General features: G+C 63.7%; 20 protein-coding genes and 1 pseudogene. 13 read left to right on the forward strand and 8 right to left on the reverse strand.

Going from position 1 to position 19,552, the window contains the following annotated elements:
* Positions 1–17: 17 nt before the first annotated feature.
* Together AC1RMG_RS05710 and map are read left to right on the forward strand one after the other, a co-directional pair.
* The gene (locus AC1RMG_RS05710; protein WP_011061386.1) at positions 18–218 is read left to right on the forward strand and encodes a ParD-like family protein; all 201 of its coding nucleotides are present in this window, start codon (positions 18–20) and stop codon (positions 216–218) included.
* Complete coding sequence (gene map, locus AC1RMG_RS05715) at positions 215–979, forward strand: type I methionyl aminopeptidase (RefSeq protein ID WP_011061387.1); 765 nt, start codon at positions 215–217, stop codon at positions 977–979. Before AC1RMG_RS05710 ends, map begins: the two co-directional genes overlap by 4 nt.
* Positions 980–985: 6 nt before the next feature.
* On the opposite strand, the gene AC1RMG_RS05720 is transcribed toward map, so the two are convergent.
* Entirely contained in the window at positions 986–2,572 is a 1,587-nt protein-coding gene (locus AC1RMG_RS05720; protein WP_015635682.1) for a RimK family alpha-L-glutamate ligase, read from the reverse strand.
* 93 nt (positions 2,573–2,665) lie between these two features.
* Here AC1RMG_RS05720 and AC1RMG_RS05725 point away from each other — a divergent pair, with 93 nt between their 5' ends.
* Positions 2,666–3,772 carry a GNAT family N-acetyltransferase/peptidase C39 family protein gene (locus tag AC1RMG_RS05725; protein WP_015635683.1) on the forward strand — a complete coding sequence of 369 codons (1,107 nt, stop codon included), beginning with the start codon at positions 2,666–2,668 and terminating at the stop codon, positions 3,770–3,772.
* Between the two features lie 184 nt (positions 3,773–3,956).
* Here the strand turns inward: AC1RMG_RS05725 and AC1RMG_RS05730 are convergent, their stop codons facing one another.
* From AC1RMG_RS05730 to lpxO, 3 genes are all read right to left on the reverse strand, one after another.
* Entirely contained in the window at positions 3,957–5,108 is a 1,152-nt protein-coding gene (locus AC1RMG_RS05730; RefSeq protein WP_072450284.1) for a PQQ-dependent sugar dehydrogenase, read from the reverse strand.
* Positions 5,109–5,185: 77 nt separating this feature from the next.
* On the reverse strand, positions 5,186–5,554 hold the full coding sequence (locus AC1RMG_RS05735; protein WP_493168650.1) for a hypothetical protein: 369 nt from the start codon (positions 5,552–5,554) through the stop codon (positions 5,186–5,188).
* A 222-nt stretch (positions 5,555–5,776) separates the two neighbouring features.
* On the reverse strand, positions 5,777–6,676 hold the full coding sequence (gene lpxO / locus AC1RMG_RS05740; protein WP_011061392.1) for a lipid A hydroxylase LpxO: 900 nt from the start codon (positions 6,674–6,676) through the stop codon (positions 5,777–5,779).
* 359 nt (positions 6,677–7,035) lie between these two features.
* Here lpxO and AC1RMG_RS05745 point away from each other — a divergent pair, with 359 nt between their 5' ends.
* The 3 genes from AC1RMG_RS05745 to AC1RMG_RS05755 all read left to right on the forward strand — a co-directional run bounded on the left by AC1RMG_RS05745 (position 7,036) and on the right by AC1RMG_RS05755 (position 11,125).
* Positions 7,036–7,770 (forward strand): alpha/beta fold hydrolase, encoded by a 735-nt coding sequence (locus AC1RMG_RS05745; protein ID WP_093403302.1) that lies wholly within the window; start codon positions 7,036–7,038, stop codon positions 7,768–7,770.
* A gap of 249 nt (positions 7,771–8,019) precedes the next feature.
* Positions 8,020–9,606, forward strand: coding sequence for an ABC-F family ATPase (locus AC1RMG_RS05750; RefSeq protein WP_011061394.1), 1,587 nt, complete (start codon positions 8,020–8,022; stop codon positions 9,604–9,606).
* A gap of 331 nt (positions 9,607–9,937) precedes the next feature.
* Entirely contained in the window at positions 9,938–11,125 is a 1,188-nt protein-coding gene (locus AC1RMG_RS05755) for an MFS transporter (protein ID WP_493168652.1), read from the forward strand.
* Position 11,126: 1 nt separating this feature from the next.
* Here AC1RMG_RS05755 and AC1RMG_RS05760 read toward each other — a convergent pair whose 3' ends face one another.
* Complete coding sequence (locus tag AC1RMG_RS05760) at positions 11,127–12,164, reverse strand: alpha/beta hydrolase family protein (protein ID WP_236203739.1); 1,038 nt, start codon at positions 12,162–12,164, stop codon at positions 11,127–11,129.
* A gap of 254 nt (positions 12,165–12,418) precedes the next feature.
* Positions 12,419–13,030, reverse strand: a complete 612-nt coding sequence (locus AC1RMG_RS05765; RefSeq protein WP_053151749.1) for an FMN-dependent NADH-azoreductase — start codon at positions 13,028–13,030, stop codon at positions 12,419–12,421.
* 133 nt (positions 13,031–13,163) lie between these two features.
* On the opposite strand from AC1RMG_RS05765, the gene AC1RMG_RS05770 reads away from it, so the two are divergent.
* Together AC1RMG_RS05770 and AC1RMG_RS05775 are read left to right on the forward strand one after the other, a co-directional pair.
* On the forward strand, positions 13,164–14,072 hold the full coding sequence (locus AC1RMG_RS05770) for a LysR substrate-binding domain-containing protein (protein WP_011061398.1): 909 nt from the start codon (positions 13,164–13,166) through the stop codon (positions 14,070–14,072).
* 11 nt (positions 14,073–14,083) lie between these two features.
* Positions 14,084–14,428 (forward strand): MmcQ/YjbR family DNA-binding protein, encoded by a 345-nt coding sequence (locus tag AC1RMG_RS05775; protein WP_169891849.1) that lies wholly within the window; start codon positions 14,084–14,086, stop codon positions 14,426–14,428.
* Here the strand turns inward: AC1RMG_RS05775 and AC1RMG_RS05780 are convergent.
* On the reverse strand, positions 14,425–14,847 hold the full coding sequence (locus AC1RMG_RS05780) for a DUF1294 domain-containing protein (protein WP_015635690.1): 423 nt from the start codon (positions 14,845–14,847) through the stop codon (positions 14,425–14,427). The two genes, AC1RMG_RS05775 and AC1RMG_RS05780, sit on opposite strands and share 4 nt — an antisense overlap.
* The gene (locus AC1RMG_RS05785) at positions 14,844–15,674 is read right to left on the reverse strand and encodes an undecaprenyl-diphosphate phosphatase (protein ID WP_011061401.1); all 831 of its coding nucleotides are present in this window, start codon (positions 15,672–15,674) and stop codon (positions 14,844–14,846) included. Before AC1RMG_RS05785 ends, AC1RMG_RS05780 begins: the two co-directional genes overlap by 4 nt.
* Before the next feature lie 384 nt (positions 15,675–16,058).
* Between AC1RMG_RS05785 and AC1RMG_RS05790 the strand changes: the two are divergent.
* From AC1RMG_RS05790 to fapA, 5 genes and pseudogenes are all read left to right on the forward strand, one after another.
* Positions 16,059–16,745 (forward strand): annotated as a pseudogene (locus AC1RMG_RS05790) (cache domain-containing protein); the annotation flags it as partial.
* A 123-nt stretch (positions 16,746–16,868) separates the two neighbouring features.
* On the forward strand, positions 16,869–17,603 hold the full coding sequence (locus tag AC1RMG_RS05795) for a methyl-accepting chemotaxis protein (RefSeq protein ID WP_370059502.1): 735 nt from the start codon (positions 16,869–16,871) through the stop codon (positions 17,601–17,603).
* 89 nt (positions 17,604–17,692) lie between these two features.
* Complete coding sequence (gene pnuC / locus AC1RMG_RS05800; protein WP_011061403.1) at positions 17,693–18,256, forward strand: nicotinamide riboside transporter PnuC; 564 nt, start codon at positions 17,693–17,695, stop codon at positions 18,254–18,256.
* Positions 18,253–18,777 carry an AAA family ATPase gene (locus tag AC1RMG_RS05805; RefSeq protein WP_194237623.1) on the forward strand — a complete coding sequence of 175 codons (525 nt, stop codon included), beginning with the start codon at positions 18,253–18,255 and terminating at the stop codon, positions 18,775–18,777. The genes pnuC and AC1RMG_RS05805 overlap by 4 nt, the downstream gene beginning before the upstream one ends.
* A gap of 328 nt (positions 18,778–19,105) precedes the next feature.
* Complete coding sequence (gene fapA, locus AC1RMG_RS05810; RefSeq protein WP_011061405.1) at positions 19,106–19,552, forward strand: functional amyloid chaperone FapA; 447 nt, start codon at positions 19,106–19,108, stop codon at positions 19,550–19,552.

Raw genomic sequence — 19,552 nt, forward strand, 5'->3', positions numbered from 1 at the left:
CCTCAAGGGAGGCCCCCATGGGCATCGTCAAGATCTCCGATGAACTGCACGAGCAGATCCGCGTGGCCAGCGCCGCCATGGACCGCTCGATCAATGCCCAGGCCGAGTTCTGGATGAAGATCGGCCTGCTGGCCGAACTCAACCCTCACCTGGCCTACAACGACCTGATCAACAAGCTGTTGCTGAACAAACCCGACCTGCTCAGGGGGCGCGCATGACCCAGGCCCTGATCAAGACCCCGGAACAACTGGCGCTGATGCGCGAAGCCGGGCGGCTGCTGGCCCAGGTGTTCACCTATCTCGACGGTTTTGTCGCCCCCGGCCTGTCCACCCTGGAGCTGGACGCCGCGGTGGAACACCTGATCCGCCATGAACTCAAGGCGCGCCCGGCCAGCAAGGGCCAGTACAACTACCCCTACTGCATCAACACCTCGATCAACGAGGTGGTGTGCCACGGCATGCCCCACCCCAAGGCCGTGCTCAAGGACGGTGACATCATCAATATCGACATCACCCTGGAGAAGAACGGCTACATCGCCGACTCCAGCAAGATGTACCTGATCGGCACTGTCGGGCCCAAGGCCCGGCGCCTGGTGGACACCACCTTCGAGGCCATGTGGGCGGCGATCAAGGTGGTGCGCCCCGGCGCCCGGCTGGGCGATATCGGCCATGCCATCCAGGCCCATGCCGAAGCCAAGGGCTACAGCGTGGTCCGTGAATACTGCGGCCATGGCATCGGCCGGCAGATGCACGAAGAGCCGCAAATCCTCCACTTCGGTCGCCCCGGTACCGGCCTGGAGCTGCGCGAGGGCATGGTCTTCACCATCGAGCCGATGCTCAACCAGGGCAGCGCCCGGGTCCGCGGGCTCAAGGATGGCTGGACCGTGGTCACCCGCGACAACGGCCTCTCGGCCCAGTGGGAACACACGGTGGCGGTGACCCGGGACGGCTTCGAGGTGCTGACCCTGCAACCGCAATGAAGGCCCCTACCAGGCCTGGCCGCGCCGCTTGAGCTCCAGGCGGCGGACAAACTCCTCCAGCACCAGGGCATAGAGATCGTCCTGCAGGTAGGCATCCTCGATGCCGGCGTCGAGGTTGGGGTTGTCGTTGACCTCGATCACCACCACCTTGTCGCCGGACTGCTTGAGATCGACGCCGTACAGGCCGTCGCCGATCAGGTTGGCGGTCTTCACCGCCAGATCCACCACCGCCCGGGGCGCTTCGTGGATCGCCAGGGTGCGGCACTCGCCGTTGATGTCCTGGCCCTTGGCCTTGTGGTTGTAGATCTGCCAATGGCCCTTGGACATGAAGTACTGGCAGGCAAAGATCGGTTTGCGATTGAGCACGCCGATGCGCCAGTCGTACTCGGTGTAGAAGAACTCCTGGGCCAGCAGCAGTACCGAGTGTTCGAACAGCTCGGCGGTGGCTTCCATCAAGGCCTGCTGGCTCTCGACCTTGATCACTCCGCGGGAAAAACAGCCGTCGGGGATCTTCAGCACCAGGGGAAAACCCAGGCGCTCGCCGACGCGTTCGAAATCCTGCGGTCGCTCCTTGTAGAGAATCTCGGTGGCGGGCATGCCCAGTTGATGGCCCTTGAGCAGGTCGCTGAGGTAGACCTTGTTGGTGCAGCGCAGGATCGACGCCGGGTCGTCCATCACCACCAGCCCTTCGCTCTCGGCCTTCTTGGCAAAACGGTAGGTGTGGTTGTCGACGCTGGTGGTCTCGCGGATCAGCAGCGCGTCATATTCGGCCAGCCGCGAATAGTCCTTCTTCTCGATCAGTTCCACATCGATGCCCAGGCCCTTGCCCACGCGAATGAAACTCTCCAGCGCCCGAGGGTTGGAAGGCGGCAGCAGTTCCTGGGGATCATGGAGAATGGCCAAGTCATAACGGGCCACTTGCCGGGAGCGCGGAACCCGCCAGACCTTGCGGCTGAAACTGTCCAGGGAGTTGGCGAACTGATCTTCCTGATCTTCGCGCAACTTATGCAACGCCCCCGACTTTACGCCTTCGATGTGCCAACTGTTAGTTCGCTTGAAATCAACTAACAGGATCGGACAAGGGAAGAGTTCAAACAATTGCCGAGCCAATTCCTGCAAGGGCTCTATATGAGTTCGACCGAAGTAAAGGGTCAGCGTAAAGCCTTCGGTATCGCGGTAAAGATGATTGCTCAGGGCCTTTTCCAGGCTCTTGTCGAGATCGTCCAGGGCCAACCCGTAAAGCGCCTTGCGGGTCAGTTCGCTGATGGTGCGCACCGAGGGAATCACCCGGTGGCCGCGGGCTTCAGCCAATAGCGAGCAATAGTAGCCATGCCCCAGGTACTTGTAGCTGCGGCACAGGTTGATCACCTGGACGCGCTTGCCGGGCGCGCTTTCGCGGCTGTGTTCGAGGTACTCCTGGGCCGTGAGGATGTCGTCGCTGGGAAAGTACGAGGCCCAGTCTTCCTTGCGTTCGACAATAATGATTACCTGGCTTGAGGTTTTGTCCAGCCGGGCAATATTAGTTGAGGAAGTGATTGTCGCCGGCAAACTTTGCCCGGATACTTCTCGCCAATGACCTTGTACCGCTGACATAAAGTTCGCTCTCGCTGAAGAACCTGACCCTTTCTATTAAGCACGAACTTTTTTTGAAGTCTCGTTTCATTACGCAACTTTTACGGCGGTCATATGGATCTTGTCTTTCGCACTGCAACCCTCGAGGACTTGCCGGCGCTGGTGGCGCTGGAAGAGCAATGTTTCACCAGCGACCGGCTGACCCCGCGCAGCTTCCAGTGGATGATCAGCCGCGCCCATGGGCAGCTGCTGGTGGCCGAACAGCAGGCGCAGGTGCTCGGGTATGCCCTGGTGCTGTTTCATCGCGGCACCTCCCTGGCGCGCCTGTATTCCCTGGCCATCGCCGAAAGCGCCCGGGGCCTGGGGCTGGGCAAGCGCCTGCTGCAACGCATGGAGGCCTGTGCCCTGGCCCATGACTGCGCCTACCTGCGCCTGGAGGTACGCACCGACAACCCTGCGGCCATCGCCTTGTACGAGCGCAACGGCTACCGGCGCTTCGCCCTGGTCCCCGACTATTACCAGGACCACGCCGACGCCCTGCGCCTGGAAAAACGCATCCTCCAGCACCGCGAGACCCGCAGCATCCGCGTGCCCTACTACCAACAGACCACCGACTTCACCTGCGGCCCCGCCTGCCTGCTGATGGCCATGGGCGCCCTGCAACCTTCACGGCCCCTGGAGCGTCGGGAGGAACTGCAGATCTGGCGTGAAGCCACCACCGTCTTCATGACCTCGGGCCATGGTGGCTGCAGCCCCCAGGGCCTGGCCCTGGCGGCCTGGCGCCGCGGTTTTGCCGTGCGCTTGCAGGTCAACAGCAGCGGGCCGCTGTTTCTCAACGGCGTGCGCGACGAACATAAAAAGGACGTCATGCGCCTGGTCCACGATGAGTTCTGCAAGGAACTGGATGCCAGCGAAGTGCAGCAGGTGCTCGGCGGGCCGCTGGACCTGCCCGGCCTGTTGCGTGAAGGCGGCCAGCCCCTGGTGCTGATCAGCAGCTATCGCCTGACCCGCTCCAAGGCGCCGCACTGGGTGATAGTCACCGACTGCGACCAGGACTTCGTCTACCTCCACGACCCGGATGTCGACCACAGCCAGCACCGCCAGCCCCTGGACTGCCAGCACCTGCCGGTGAGTCACGGCGAGTTCGCCAAGATGTGCAGCTTCGGCAGCAGCAAACTGCGCGCCGCGGTGATCCTCTTCCCCGCGCGAGCCCACCCGTAGGAGCCGGCTTGCCGGCGAAAAGGCCCGCAGCCTTGCGCGCCCCCTGCCAGCGCCTTCGCTGGCAAGCCAGCTCCTACAGCAGCCAGATACGCCTCGCAGCCGCCCCCCGTAGGAGCCGGCTTGCCGGCGAAGAGGCCCACAAGCCTTGCGCGGCCCCTGTCGGCGCCTGCAAGGAAGCCCGGGGCTATTGCAGGCCGACTTTGTACAGCGTGCCCTGGTCCTCGTCGGTGAGGATGTAGAGGTAGCCGTCCGGGCCCTGGCGCACATCACGAATACGCGCCTTGAGCCCGCCCAGCAGGCGTTCCTCGTGCTCGACCCGATCACCGTTGAACTGCAGCCGGATCAGCTCCTGGCTGGCCAGGGCGCCAATGAACACGTTGTGCTGCCAGGGCTTGAAGCGGTCGCTGTCATAGAAGGCCATGCCGCTGATGCCGGGGGACTTCTCCCACACATGGTGCGGCGCCACGGTGCCGGGCGCGGTCTGGCCCACGGCCTCGGGGATCGGCTGGCCGGAATAGTTGATGCCGTGGGTCGCCAGAGGCCAGCCGTAGTTCTTGCCGCGCTCGATGATATTGATCTCGTCGCCACCCTTGGGCCCGTGTTCGTTCTCCCAGAGGGTGCCGCTCCAGGGGTTGAGCGCCGCCCCCTGGGGGTTGCGGTGGCCGTAGCTCCAGATCTCCGGGCGCACCCCGGCCTGGCCGACGAAAGGGTTGTCATCCGGCACCCGACCATCCGGGTACAGGCGCACGATCTTGCCCTGGAGCTTGTCCAGGTCCTGGGCGGTGGGCCGGTCGTTGTTTTCACCCAGGGTCACGAACAGGTAGCCGTCGCGGTCGAACACCAGCCGCGACCCGAAGTGATTGCCCGTGGACAGCTTGGGTTCCTGCCGGAAGATCACCTGGAAATCCTTGAGCCCGCTCAGGTCATCGCTCAAACGGCCACGGCCCACGGCGGTGCCGGCAGTCCCGCCCTCGCCGCCACCTTCGGCATAGGACAGATACACCATGCGGTCCTGCTTGAAGTCCGGCGACAGCGCCACATCCAGCAAGCCGCCCTGGCCCTTGGCCCAGACCTTGGGTACCCCGCTCAGGGGCGCCGAAAGCTTGCCGTCCGCGCCGACCAGCCGCAGGTTGCCCGGGCGCTCGGTCACCAGAATGCCCTGGCGGTCCGGCAGGAATGCCAGGGCCCAGGGATGGTCAAGGCCGGCGGCCACCGGAGTCAGGCTCAGCGTGCCCTGCTCACTGGGAAAAGCCTGGGGTGTGGCGGCCATGGCGGGCACGGCACTGCCCAGCAAGACGCTGGAGCACAAGGTGGCGATAAGGGTTTTACGCAACATGCTCGCTTCCTTTTGTCGATCGAGAAAATCCTCGGTAGCAGGTTTCGCACCTGCCGCCAGGGTGGCAGGACAGTGCTTCAGCGCCGGTTGCCGGGATCGCTGTCGCGGGGGCTTTGCACCCGGGGATCAGGGTTGGGTCGTTGCACCGCGCCACGCGGGTAGCCATTGCCGGTGCCACCGTTCTCAAGGGTTGGCGGGCGACCGGTCGGAGCGGTGCTGGGGCCGCGCACGGGCGGGCTGCTGGGCTGGGTGCCTTGCATGCTGTTGGGGTTGGCGCGACGGATGGGGTTGCTGTAGGGGTCGTTGTTGCCGCTGCTGGGCAGGTTCTGCGCCAATTGCAGGGGGAGTTGATGGGTGGGAGGTGCTTCAGGGGCGCCAGCCCAGGCGGCGCCGCTGGTCCAGACCAGCGCGATGAGTGCGGCAAACCCGCGAGCCAGACCGTTCATGAAAAGCCTCCTGAGGAGCGACAAGGTATCGAATTCGATTCCACGCTACGCCCAGGGTTCGGCTTTGTTAACTAAATAATCCTTCAGAACATGTAACACCCGGTATCCACCGTGCCTTCATCTGCAAGCGCTGGCTGGCCTGCGAACGGGCCCTTTGGCCATGCCTCTGGCTCGAGGATGCGTTCGCCGGCAAGCCCGCTCCTACACCGCGGGGGTGCAACGTCAGATGTAGATGAACAGCAACAGCAGTGCAGCGAAGATCGCCCACTTTTCCAGGTAGTAGCGCGTGCGGTTGCGCTTTTTCAGTTCTTTGCCCCGCAGGCGGATCTTGTACAGCTTGTTGAAGGCACGGTTCAGGCCACCAGTCTTGTCACCGGCATCGTTGGGCGCGCCGGCGGCGGACATCACGGTACGGCTGAACCAGCCATTGAACGCGGCGGCCCAGCGGTACTTCATCGGCCGCTCGACATCGCAGAACAGAATGATGCGGTTCTGCTCGGTGGTGTTTTCCGCGTAGTGGATGTAGGTCTCGTCGAACATCACCGCTTCGCCGTCGCGCCAGTGATAACGCTCACCGTCGACCTCGATGAAGCAGCCTTCGTTGTTCGGCGTGGAAAGACCCAGGTGGTAGCGATAGGAACCGGCATAAGGGTCGCGGTGACGAACCAGGCGCGAACCTGGCGGCAGCTCGGCGAACATCGCAGCCTTGATTGAACCGATGCTCTGCACCAGCTCGGTGGTGCGTGGGCACAGCTTCATCGCCGAAGGGTGGCTGTCGCCGTACCACTTCAGGTAGAAGCGTTTCCAGCCGGTCTTGAAGAAGGAGTTGAAACCCACATCGTTGTACTGGTCCGAGCGCTTGATCTCGCCGGCCTGCAGCAGGCTCTGGCCTTCGGCACGGATCTCTTCCCAGTGTTCCTGCAGCTTGTTCATCTCCGGGAAGTCGGCCGGGTCCAGGTACGGCCGGTTGGGGTACTTGGAGAACAGATAGAGGAAGCAGTTGATGGGCGCCAGGAAGGTCGAGTGATCGCTGAGCTGGCGGCCCAGTTTATGGCGCACGCGCCCCCGCAGGTGTACGTACGCAATGGATAAAACGTATACAGCGGCAATGATGAGTTTCACGGAAATCGTCACACGTCAGAAGAGAACATGCTGCGCCTCTGAAAGCCCGGAAGGCCAAAGGCAAATTGCAGCGTCTGAGTTGAAAAAAGCGTAACCGGCGACGCTCTTCGTCGCAGGTTCGACCCTCGGCATCTGGCCGTCGGCTGGCATTTTAGCCACAGTTTGTAACCAATGGTTAACTCATATTTGTTAAAAGCTGCGCTCCTTTCGTTGAAAGATGCGGGTATTGCGCCGGCTGTTGATTGAGCTCAACAAAAGCCGCTCGGTGCCGGTAGCGACCCGCAAGCGACTGTGTTGCCGGGCCTTGTCGAGGTATCCTGCGCGCCGCTGCCCTCTCCTCTTCGGCAAGGATTCCCGACTTGATCGACCCCAATCTCCCTCCAACCCTGGTGCTGCTGCCGGGCATGGATGGCACCGGCACCCTGTTCGAACCGCTGCTCCAGGCCCTGGACCAGCATTGGCCGGTACAGGTCTTGCATTATCCCGGCGATCAGCCCCTGGGCTACCCGGCCCTGGTGGAGCGGGTGACGGCGCAACTGCCGACGAACCGGCGATTCATCCTGTTGGGCGAGTCCTTTTCCGGCCCGGTGGCGGTGAGTGTGGCCGCCCGCAATCCCGAAGGGCTGATGGGCCTGGTGCTGTGCAGCAGCTTTGTACGCAATCCGCGCCCGCGCCTTGCGCCTTTGCAGCCCCTGCTCAAGGTTCTGCCGGTGCAGCGCCTGCCGTTCTGGCCCATGGATGCCCTGCTGCTGGGCGGCTTTTCCACCCCGGCACTGCGTCAGGCACTGGCGGCGGCGATCGCCCAGGTGGCGCCGCAGGTACTGCAGGCCCGGTTGCAGGCGGTGCTCGCCGTGGATGTGCGCCAGGCCCTGGCTGCCAGCCGGGTGCCGCTGCTGTACCTGCGAGCCCGCCAGGATCGCTTGGTGCCCCCATCGGCTTCGGCCCTGGTCCGGCAGCTGCGCAGCGACGCCCGGCTGGTGGAGATCGAGGCGCCCCATTGCCTGCTCCAGGCCGCGCCGGCCGCGGCAGCGGCGCAATTGCAGCACTTCCTGAACGACCTGCTGGAAGCGGCTGCCATGCCCGGCAGGGGTTGAGCATCGTCTGCCCACGCTAAAATCCCTGCCCCTGTGTCATACAACTGCTCGTTTACATATGCGACAATGCGCACAAATTTCAACATGCACCCCGCACTCTTCGCTCAGCAACCTGGCCTCTTGGCCGGAATGTTGCGCTCGACGTACGCCCGCTGGCTCAGTTCCACACCCATACCGGTCCGACCTGGAAGGCTCCAGATCGCGCCCTGTGGATTTAAGGTCGGCGCTAAAACATTGGTAGGTAAGTAATTGATCTCCACAGCTAACATCACCATGCAGTTCGGCGCCAAGCCGCTGTTCGAGAACGTTTCGGTCAAGTTCAACGGCGGCAACCGCTACGGTCTGATCGGCGCCAACGGTTGCGGCAAGTCGACCTTCATGAAAATCCTCGGTGGCGACCTCGAGCCGTCCGGCGGCCAGGTCATGCTGGAACCGAACGTGCGCCTGGGCAAGCTGCGCCAGGACCAGTTCGCCTACGAAGAATTCACCGTGATCGACACCGTGATCATGGGCCACGAGGAGCTGTGGAAGGTCAAGGCCGAGCGCGATCGCATCTACTCGCTGCCGGAAATGACCGAAGAAGACGGCATGGCCGTGGCCGAGCTGGAAACCGAATTCGCCGAGATGGACGGCTACACCGCCGAGTCCCGCGCCGGTGAGCTGCTGCTGGGCCTGGGCATTCCCCTGGAACAGCATTTCGGCCCGATGACCGAAGTCGCGCCAGGCTGGAAACTGCGAGTTCTGCTGGCCCAGGCGCTGTTCTCCGATCCGGAAGTGCTGCTGCTGGATGAACCGACCAACCACCTGGACATCAACACCATCCGCTGGCTGGAAAACATCCTCACGGCGCGTAACAGCACCATGATCATCATTTCCCACGACCGGCACTTCCTCAACAGTGTCTGCACCCACATGGCCGACCTGGACTACGGCGAGCTGCGCCTGTTCCCGGGCAACTACGACGAATACATGATAGCCGCGACCCAGTCCCGCGAGCAGCTGCTGTCGGACAACGCCAAGAAGAAAGCGCAGATCGCCGAACTGCAGACCTTCGTCAGCCGCTTCTCGGCCAACGCCTCGAAAGCCAAGCAGGCCACGTCCCGGGCCAAGCAGATCGACAAGATCCAGCTGGCCGAAGTCAAGCCGTCGAGCCGCGTCAGCCCGTTCATCCGCTTCGAACAGACCAAGAAACTGCACCGCCAGGCGGTGACCCTGGAGCGCATGTCCAAGGGTTTCGACGGCAAGACCCTGTTCCAGAACTTCAGCTTCACCGTCGAGGCCGGCGAGCGCGTAGCGATCATCGGCCCCAACGGCATCGGCAAGACCACTCTGCTGCGCACCCTGGTGGGCGAGCTGACCCCGGACGCCGGCACAGTGAAGTGGACCGAAAGCGCGGAGCTGGGCTACTACGCCCAGGACCACGCCCATGACTTCGAAGACGACGTCAGCCTGTTCGACTGGATGGGCCAGTGGACCCAGGGCGAACAGATGATCCGCGGCACCCTGGGCCGGATGCTGTTCTCCAACGACGAGATCCTCAAGTCGGTGAAGGTGATTTCCGGTGGTGAGCAAGGCCGCATGCTGTTCGGCAAGCTGATCCTGCAAAAGCCCAACGTGCTGGTGATGGACGAACCGACCAACCACCTGGACATGGAATCCATCGAGGCGCTGAACCTGGCCCTGGAAAACTACCCGGGCACCCTGATCTTCGTCAGCCACGACCGTGAGTTCGTATCGTCCCTGGCCACCCGCATCATCGAGTTGAGCCCAAGCGGCGTGACCGACTTCAGCGGCACCTACGACGACTACCTGCGCAGCCAGGGCGTGATGTTCTAAAGACAGCGGCAAGCGGTAAGCGACAACAAAAAAGCCCCGTCCAGTGTGACGGGGCTTTTTTGTATGCCCCCTCGCTCGCAGGAGCCGGCTTGCCGACGAAAAGGCCCGCCAGCCTTGCATCGCCCAGCGGGCGCCTTCGCTGGCAAGCCAGTTCCTGCACGAACCCACAGGCCTCTGTAGGAGCCGGCTTGCCGGCGAAGAGACCAGCAAGACTTGCACCGCTCCTGCCAGCGCCTACCGGGTGCGGGGAATAGATAGTTAGCCTGCTTTCTTTTATGTTCACGGCACGCGATGATGCAGGCCTCTAACCGCCGCCCGCGAACGAGCCTTCATGCCCGAGCCACAAACGCCCGCTCAAAGCTCCATGGCGATCACCCTGCAGATCGTCTCCATCGTCTTCTATACCTTTATCGCCTTCCTTTGCATCGGCCTGCCGATCGCGGTGTTGCCAGGTTATGTCCACGAACAGCTGGGCTTCAGCGCGGTGGTCGCCGGGCTGACCATTGGCGCGCAATACCTGGCCACCCTGCTCAGCCGGCCCATGGCCGGGCGCATGTCGGACACCGTGGGCACCAAGCGTTCGATCATCTACGGCTTGCTGGGGATTCTGCTCAGCGGGGTGCTGACCCTGGTTTCGGTGCTGCTCGTCCATTGGCCGCTGCTGAGCCTCGCCGTGCTGCTGGGCGGGCGCCTGCTGCTGGGGGTGGCCCAGGGCCTGATCGGGGTCGGCACCATCAGTTGGTGCATGGGCCAGGTCGGCGCGGAGCACACCGCGCGGTCTATCTCCTGGAATGGCATTGCCTCCTACGGCGCTATCGCCATTGGTGCACCGTTGGGGGTGGTGATGGTCCAGCAATACGGTTTCGTCAGCCTCGGCATCGCCTTGTCGATCCTGGCGATCCTGGCGTTGCTGCTGATCCGCAACAAGCCTTCGGTGCCGGTGATTCGCGGCGAGCGCCTGCCGTTCTGGGCCGTGTTCGGGCGCATTGCGCCCTTTGGCGCCAGCCTGAGCCTGGCCTCCATCGGCTACGGCACCCTGACCACCTTCATCACCTTGTTCTACCTTAGCCGCGGCTGGACCGGCGCGGCCTATTGCCTGACGGTGTTCGGCGTGTGCTTTATATTTTCGCGGCTGCTGTTCATCTCCTGCATCAGCCGTTTCGGCGGCTTTCGTTCGGCCATCGCCTGCATGTGCGTCGAAACCCTGGGCCTGGCCCTGCTGTGGCTGGCGCCCTCCACCGGCTGGGCCCTGGTGGGGGCCGGGTTGACCGGCTTCGGCCTGTCGCTGGTGTACCCGGCCCTGGGAGTGGAGGCCATCAAGCAAGTGCCCAACAGCAGCCGTGGCGCAGGCTTGAGCGCCTATGCGGTGTTTTTCGACCTGGCACTGGCCATCGCCGGGCCGTTGATGGGCGCGGTGGCGTTGAACCTGGGGTATTCGTGGATTTTCTTCTGCGCCGCCCTGCTCTCGCTGACCGGCCTGGGCCTGACCCTGATGCTCAAGCGCCGGGCCGGCGCCTGAGTCATTGATCGGCGGTCTGCATCCCGGCCCGGCTTGGCCGGCCCAGGGTATGGGCGAAGAAGTTGCCGGCTTCGAGAATCAGGTTGCGGTGGATGTCTTCACGGTCGACGCCGTCGGCATCGGTGCACAGCGCCGGCATCGCGGCCATCTGCTGTGCGGAACAAGGCGCCATGAACACGAAATGCCCGGCGCCGGCCAGCAGCTTGAAGTCCGGGGCCACCGGCAGTTTGCGCGCCAGGGCCGCGGCGTTCTTGTCCAGCGCCACCAACTGGTCGCCATCACCACTGTAGAGCAGCACCGGCACATGCACCCCGGCCAGGGTCTGGCGGCCGAACTTGAGGCTCAGGGGGGCCAGCAGCATCAAGGCATGCACCCGGGGGTCGGCCACCGGTTGCAGGTCGTCGCGGTCGACGATCAGTTCGCCCTGGGTGTTGCAGGCATCCCGGTCATTGGGGCGCTCCTGGCAGTAGCGCCGCAAGCGGTCCAGGTCCGGCGTGGCGCCGGAGAGAATCAACGCAGTCTCGCCACCGGCGGAATAGCCGATCACCCCCACCTGGTCGGCATTGACGAAGGGCGACAGCATCGGGTCGCCGAGGGTTGCGGTGATGGCTTCGGAAATCTGGATCGGCCGTCCGTACAGATTGCTCAGGGTACCCAGACGGCTGTGGTCCTTGGAGTTGTCGCCGGGGTGAATCACCGCCACCACGACAAAGCCCTTGCGTGCCAGAGAGGTGGCCAGGTCATGCAGGGCCAGAGGGGTGCCGGTGTTACCGTGGGACAGCATCAGCATCGGGAAGCGGCCGATGGCGATCTTGGCATCCCGCGAAGCCGCGATCTGATAGCCCTCAAGCTGGCTGCCGTGCTCGATACCGGTGGATGGGTAGAAGGCGATGGCGCGCATCGGTTGCCGGTCCAGGGGGTCGAGAAAACTCATCTCGTGAAAGCCCACGCTCCAGTGCGGATGCGGCCCAGGGGCGGCCTGCACCGAAAACAGGCTGCTGAGCAGGCAGATCAGTAACATTGCACAAAGACGTTTCATCGCACGCCCACCTTTGCCGCCGGATCGAGAAAGCCGTTCTCCCCTGCCATCCCTTGCCGCCAAGGCCTTGCAGCTGTACCACGCCGTAGCCAGGGATGCACAAGCCGGGAGCCTTGCTCCGTGTCTTGCATAACCCGGGCCAGAAACCCTGAACACCACAATAAAAAAACTCCGCACCCTGCCCACTTCATGCGGTGAGCAGAATACAGAGTTTAGTGGCCCTTGCCGTGCAGCAAAGGCTCTTTACACAAGCCTTACGCGGCAGCGAAGAGTTGCTGGCTGATCTGCGCCTGGGCGTCGCTCATGGCTTTGCTGCGTACTTCCTCGCCGTAGGCCAGGCCATGGGCGCGAACGAATTCGACATCGGTGATGCCGAAGAAGCCGAACAGCACTTTCAGGTAGTCCTCGTGAGCCACCCCAGTGGCCTGGCCCACGTGCAGGCCGCCGGAAGTGGAGACCACAATCACTTTCTTGCCGCCGCACAGGCCTTGCGGGCCGGCTTCGGTGTAGCGAAAGGTCTCGCCAGCCACGGCGATGCGGTCGATCCAGGCCTTGAGTTGGGTGGGAATGGTGAAGTTGTACATCGGCGCGGCGACTACCACGGTATCGGCAGCCTTGAATTCGGCCAGGGCCTGAGCGCTGAGCAGGGCCTCATGCTTCTGCGCGGCGTCACGCAGCTCCGCGGCGGTTCCGGCAGCCACCAGGGTGGCGGCGGAGAAGTGGCTGATGGCGTCATTGGCCAGGTCGCGGTAGGTCACCACGGTGGCCGGATGAGCGGCTTTCCAGGCCTCGACCACGCTGTGGCTGAGCTGACGGGAGGCCGAGTTGTCACCAAGAATGCTGGAATCGATATGCAAGAGTTTCATCTGGGATCTCCAAGTGAGGACCGCCACTGGGCGATCGGATGTGGGCAATCCTACAGATGAAACCAATAGCTGATTAGCCGGCATAAATGCGATAGTTCGTCCCATCAGCAGGACAATCGAGCGAAAAATCATCATGCAAGACCTCAACGACCTCTATTACTTCGCCAAGGTGGTGGAAGCCGGTGGCTTCGCCGCCGCCGGACGCCTGCTGGGCATTCCCAAATCGCGGCTGTCACGGCGTATCGCCGAGCTTGAAGAACGCCTCAACGCCCGGCTGCTGCAACGCACCACCCGGCAACTGAGCCTGACTGCCGTGGGCGAGCGTTACCTGCGTCACTGCCAGGCCATGCTGCTGGAAGCGGAGATGGCCGACGAAGCCGTGGCCAGCATGGCCAGCGAACCCCGGGGGCGCCTGCGGGTGTCGAGCCCGGTGGGCCTGGCCCACGAACTGCTGACACCGCTGGTCAGCAGCTTTCTGGAGAAGTACCCCCAGGTGCAGCTGGAAATGCTCCTGCTCAACCGCCGTGTCGACCTGATCAACGAGGGTGTGGACGTCGCCCTGCGAGTGCGTGAGCTGGGCGACGAAGACCCGCTGCTGGTGACCCGGCGCCTGCGCCGGGCCCAGACGGCGATCGTGGCGACCCCAGACTTCCTCCGGCAGTACCCGGTGGAGCATCCGGAAGACCTGCGGCGCGTGCCGATTCTCGGCGCCCTGGAGGCCGACCGCCTGGTGCACCTGCGCCTGCTGGACCAGCAAGGCCAGGCCTGCGACCTGGCCCTGGAGGCACGCCTGGGCATCGACGACTTCATCGTGCGCCGTGCCTGTGCCCTCGCCGGCCAGGGCTGTACCGTGCTGCCCATGCTGTATTGCGAGGAGGAACTGGCCAGCGGCCAGTTGGTGCAGATGCTGCCGCAATGGTCATTGCCCGGCGGCTGGCTGCAGGCCGTGTATCCTCACCGCCGGGGTGTGATGCCGGCCGTGCGCGCCTGGATCGAGCACCTGAGTGAATCCTTCGAACGCTGCGGAGAACGACTGCTGTGAAAGCTCGAACCTTGAATGAAGAGCAAGTGGCGCAATTCTGCCTGGGCCTGCCGGGTGCGCGGGAAGACTACAAGTGGGGCGGTGTGCGGGTGTTCTCGATTGCCGGCAACAAGATGTTTGCCGTGCAGCACCTGCGGGGCGACTCGCTGGCCTTCAAGGTCGATCAGGAGCTGTTTCTCGGCCATGTCGACCGCCCGGGCATTGCGCCGGCGCCCTACCTGGCCCGGGCGCACTGGATCATCATGAACACCCCCTACCCCCTGGGCGCCTCGGAGCTCGAGGCGCTGCTGCAGCGCTCTCACCAGTTGGTAGTGAGCAAGCTGCCCAAGCGGGTTCAGGTGGGTTTGCTGCTCTAGAACAGGCTCAGCAGGCTGCTTTCCAGAAACAGCCGGTCGATCCAGAACACCTGGTGCAAGGCCACGATCAGCCAGAACACCAACTGGTAGGAGACCTTGCGGGTCTTGTGGCGCAACAGCTGCTGGGCCAGCAAGGCCCCGGGCCAGCCACCGGCCAGTTCCAGGGCATGCAGGACGTTCTCCGGGGTGCGCCGGCCCTCGGCCTGGGCCCGGCGCTTGTCGTGCCAGTAGACCAGGAAGGCCAGCAGGCTGAGCGCGCCATAGGCAATCAGGGGAATGAGCGAAATCCCCTTCCACCACAGCGACAGCGAACCGAACAGCGGCAACCCGCACAGCAGTACGAACGCCAGCAGCTTGGCCCTGGGGTGCTGGAGCCGCGCAGCACTGGCCGAGGGCGCCGGGCGCCGGGCCGTACTCATGGCTTGGCCGCCGTCCAGTCGACCCAGCCGAACTGCCAGGTCGCCAGGATCAACAGGCCGAAGGCAATGCGATACCAGGCGAAGGCCGCGTAGCTGTGGCTGGCGATGAACTTCAGCAGGCCCTTGACCGCGATCATGGCGAAGACAAAGGCGGTGACGAAACCGATGGCGAACACCGGGAAGTCATCGGGCTGGAACAGATGGCGGTACTTGTAGCCTGAATACACCGCGGCGCCGACCATGGTGGGCATGGCCAGGAAGAACGAAAACTCGGTGGCGGTCTTGCGCGACAGGCCGAACAGCAGGCCGCCGATGATGGTGGAGCCCGAGCGCGAGGTGCCCGGGATCATCGCCAGGCACTGGGCGCAGCCGACCTTGAGCGCGTCCTTCCAGGTGATGTCGTCCACTGTCTCGGCATGCACCTGGTGCTGCCGGCGCTCGGCCCACAGCATGATCAGGCCGCCGACCACCAGGGCCGTGGCCACGGTAATGGGGTTGAACAGGTAGGCATGGATCAGGTCGGCGAAGATCACCCCCAGCACCACCGCCGGCAGGAAGGCGATCAACAGGTTGATCGTGAAGCGCTGGGCCTTGGGCTGGGTCGGCAGGCCGATCACCACATCGAGGATCTTGCGGCGAAATTCCCAGACAACCGCAAGGATCGCCCCCAACTGGATAATGATGTTGAAGGCCATCGCCCGCTCGCCGCCAAAGTCGAGCAAGTCGGCCACAATGATCTGGTGCCCGGTGCTGCTGATGGGTAAAAACTCGGTCAGGCCTTCGACAATCCCGAGTATCAATGCCTGTGCGGCGGTCCAAAGATCCATCAATTCCCCCATGAGGCGATGCTCGTGGCATGCCTCTTTTTAATTGGTCAAAGCATTTGCTGCGTCGAGCGTAGCCGAGAAATCGGCGCTCGTAAGATCAACACAAGCCCATGAAAATTATGTGAAAAGTTCAGAAAGGTTCAGGTTTTCGGCAAAGGCGCCGAAATCCTAACAGACAGGCGCAAAACACGCCGCGATGTTATTGGACTTCCGTAGGGTTGGCGTTGGAAGACCAGCGTGCTTGGATGCTCCGGGCCTTTTATGACAAGAACAAGAATCTGGAGTGACCGGATGATGAATAGCTTACGCAAGATGTCCATCAGTCAGCGCCTGTGGCTGATCCTGATCGTGGCGGTGCTGACCCTGGTGACCCTGGGCGTGATGATGCTCAAGCAGATTCATGGGGACCTGTACCTGGCCAAGGCGCAGAAGACCCAGCACGTGGTGCAGACCGCCGCCGGCGTACTGAATTACTACCAGGGCCTGGAAGCCGCCGGCAGCCTGACCCGCGACCAGGCGCAGAAGCAGGCGCTGCAGGTGATTCGCGGGCTGCGCTACAACCAGAATGACTACTTCTGGATCAACGACCTGACGCCGGTGATGATCATGCACCCGGCCAACCCCAAGCTCGACGGGCAGAACCTGGCCGCGGTCAAGGACCCGGACGGTTTCGAGGTGTTCAACGAGATGGTGACCCTGGCCAAGGCCAAGGGCGGCGGCATGGTGGACTACCGCTGGCCCAAGCCCGGCGCCGAACAACCGGTCCAGAAGACCTCCTACATCCAGCTGTTCCAGCCCTGGGGCTGGATCATCGGCTCCGGAGTCTATATCGACGACCTGCAGGACGAGTTCTACGCCCAGGTACTGCGCGCCTCCTCCATCGGCCTGGTGATTGCCCTGCTGATGGCCGCCCTGGTGGTGCTGATCGTGCGCAGCATTGTCAGCCCGCTGCGCGAAACGGTGCACGCCATGGCCAACATCGCCAGCGGCGAAAGCGACCTGACCCGCAGCCTCGACACCCACGGCCAGGACGAGGTCACCGAACTGGCCCGGCACTTCAACGGCTTTACCGCCAAGTTGCGCGGTGTGGTGATGCAGCTGCAATCCAGCGCCGCAGCCCTGGAACAGTCCTCCAGCGAACTGGGTAGCAACGCCAACGACGCCCAGGAGCGCAGCCAGCAGCAATCCCAGCAGATGGAACAGGTGGCGGCCGCCATCAGCCAGGTCACCAGCGCAGTCCAGGATGTGGCGCGCAACGCCGAGCACGCCGCCACCGAGGTGCGCGAGGCCGAGGCCCAGGCCCAGCAGGGCCAGGTCAACATCGACGGCAGCTTGCAGCAGATCGACCAGCTTTCGGTGACCATCGACCAGGCGGTGGAAGTGATCCGCACCCTGGCGGCGGAAAGCACCCAGATCGGCACGGTGCTGGAGGTGATCCGTTCGATTGCCGAACAGACCAACCTGCTGGCCCTGAACGCTGCCATCGAGGCGGCCCGGGCTGGGGAGCAAGGGCGCGGCTTTGCCGTGGTGGCCGACGAAGTGCGCCTGCTGGCCCAGCGTACCCAGCAGTCCACCGCGGAAATCCAGGGCATGATCGAGCGCCTGCAAAACCACTCCGAAGCGGCGGTCAAGGTCATCGGCGATAGCAGCCGGGCCTCGCAACTGACCATCGAGCAGGCCGGGCTGGCCGGCGCCAGCCTCAACGCCATCGGCCAGGCACTGCGCAACCTCAACGGCCTGAACGCGACGATTGCCAGCGCCACCCTGGAACAGGCCCATGTGGTGGAAGACATCAACCACAACGTCGGCCAGGCAGCCGGCCTGTCCCAGGGCACGGCCCTGGCGGCCCAGCACTCCAGCGCCGCCAGCCGCCACCTCAAGGAGCTGTCGGAGCAACTCAACGGCCTGTTGCGCCAGTTCCGCGTCTGACCCCTCGCTGAACCCAAGGCCCCGGACTGACGCCCGGGGCCGACTCTGGGTACAATCGCCCCCCTCCTCCATTTCCCCAAGGAACCGCCATGTCCGGGCTTGAACTGTTTGCCGCCGCCCTCGGCGTGATCGCCGTCTGGCTGACGGTCAAACAGAACCCCTGGTGCTGGCCCATCGGCCTGGTCATGGTGCTGCTGTACAGCTGGATCTTCTACGAGGTCAAGCTCTATTCCGACATGCTCCTGCAGGTGGTCTACGCGGTGCTGCAGCTCTATGGCTGGTGGCAGTGGACCCGGGGCGGCGAACAGCACCAGGGGCGGCCGGTCAGCCAGTTGCAGTCCAGCGGACTGCTACAGGGGCTGGCCCTGGGCGCAATGGGCAGCCTGCTGCTGGGGGCTGCCATGGCCCACTGGACCGACGCCGCGCAGCCCTGGCTGGACGCCGCCTTGACCGCCTTCAGCCTGGTGGCGCAGTGGTGGATGGCGCAGAAGCGCGTGCAATGCTGGCCGCTGTGGATTGCCGTGGACGTGATTTTCGTCGGGCTGTTCGTCTACAAGGAGCTCTACCTGACGGCGGCGCTGTATGCCCTGTTCACCCTGCTGGCCGTCCAGGGCTGGCGAGCCTGGCGCGCCGACCCGGCCCTGCAGTCGTGAAGGTCCTGGTACTGACCGGCCCCGAATCCAGCGGCAAGAGCTGGCTGGCGAGCGAGCTGCAAGCCCACTTCGGTGGCATCCAGGTGGGCGAATACGTGCGCCACTTCATCGAGCAGCAGGGCCGCGACACCTGCCTGGCGGACATTCCCGAGATCGCCCGGGGCCAGCTCGCCTGGGAAGATCAGGCCCGCGCCGAGCAACCTGGACTGCTGATTCTCGATACCCACCTGTTAAGCAACCAACTCTGGAGCCAGACCCTGTTCGGCGACTGCCCGCCGTGGCTGGAACCCCAACTGCTGGCCCGCCACTACGACCTGCACCTGCTGCTGTCGCCGGAAGATGTGGCCTGGAGCGACGATGGCCAGCGCTGCCAGCCACAACTGGCAGAACGCCTGGCCTTCTTCGAGGCTACCCGCCATTGGCTGGAGCAACACCGCCAGCCGTACCGCATCATTGGCGGCGACTGGCAAGCCCGCCGGCAACAGGCCTTCGAGCAGGTCCGGCAACTGCTGCAAGCGTGATAGGTGCAGTGCCGCAGGACCACAAGTGTCCATCCCTGAAACACCTGCCTGGCCATCAGGCCGCCATTTTCCGCGGTGGCGCCCACGGCCGGGCAAACTGTTAAGCCCCTGATACACCCCCGCAGCAACCCCTGTTCCAGAGCGTTGCCCCGGTTATGGCCAATGGCCGTCGGGGGTAGGTGTCTCATCCCTGAAACAGTCCCGAAAGCCGACGCCCCGCAGCGTTCGCAAGCCGTTGAATCTTAAAAGGAAACAAAAAGCGGCACGGCTTCTGCTCTCTTCCTCGCAACGCCGGCTAGGGCCAGCACTGAGAAGAAGGAATACCGCCGTGGGGACGCTGAATAAAAGTTTCACCCGCCTACTGCTGATCGGCTGCGCCGTCAGCGCGGTGTACAGCCTTCCGGTGATGGCTGCGGGGAATGGCGAAATCATTATCCAGCGCACCGTCCAGGCGCAGCCCATCGGCCGCGCACCTTTGCAAAAAGACCCCAACCCCGTCGAGGTCAACACCAACCCGTCGGTCCTGGTCAATCAGATGACCAGTAATGAAATGAGCGATGGCGACTTTGCCGGAATCAAGACCGGAGCGCTGGTCCGCGGCACGGTGCTGTCCGGCAGCGCCGGTGTACCCGGCATGAATGTACTGACCAACAACAACGGCCTGCCCGGCATGTCCGCCGGCCATGGCGGCGGTGCGGGCGCCAGCATCTCCAACTCGATCAACCGCAGCATCAGCTCCGGCATGGCTCCCTTGAGCAACATTGGAGGGCAATAA

It is taken from the genome of Pseudomonas sp. GW822-FHT04H02, from assembly GCF_058800645.1.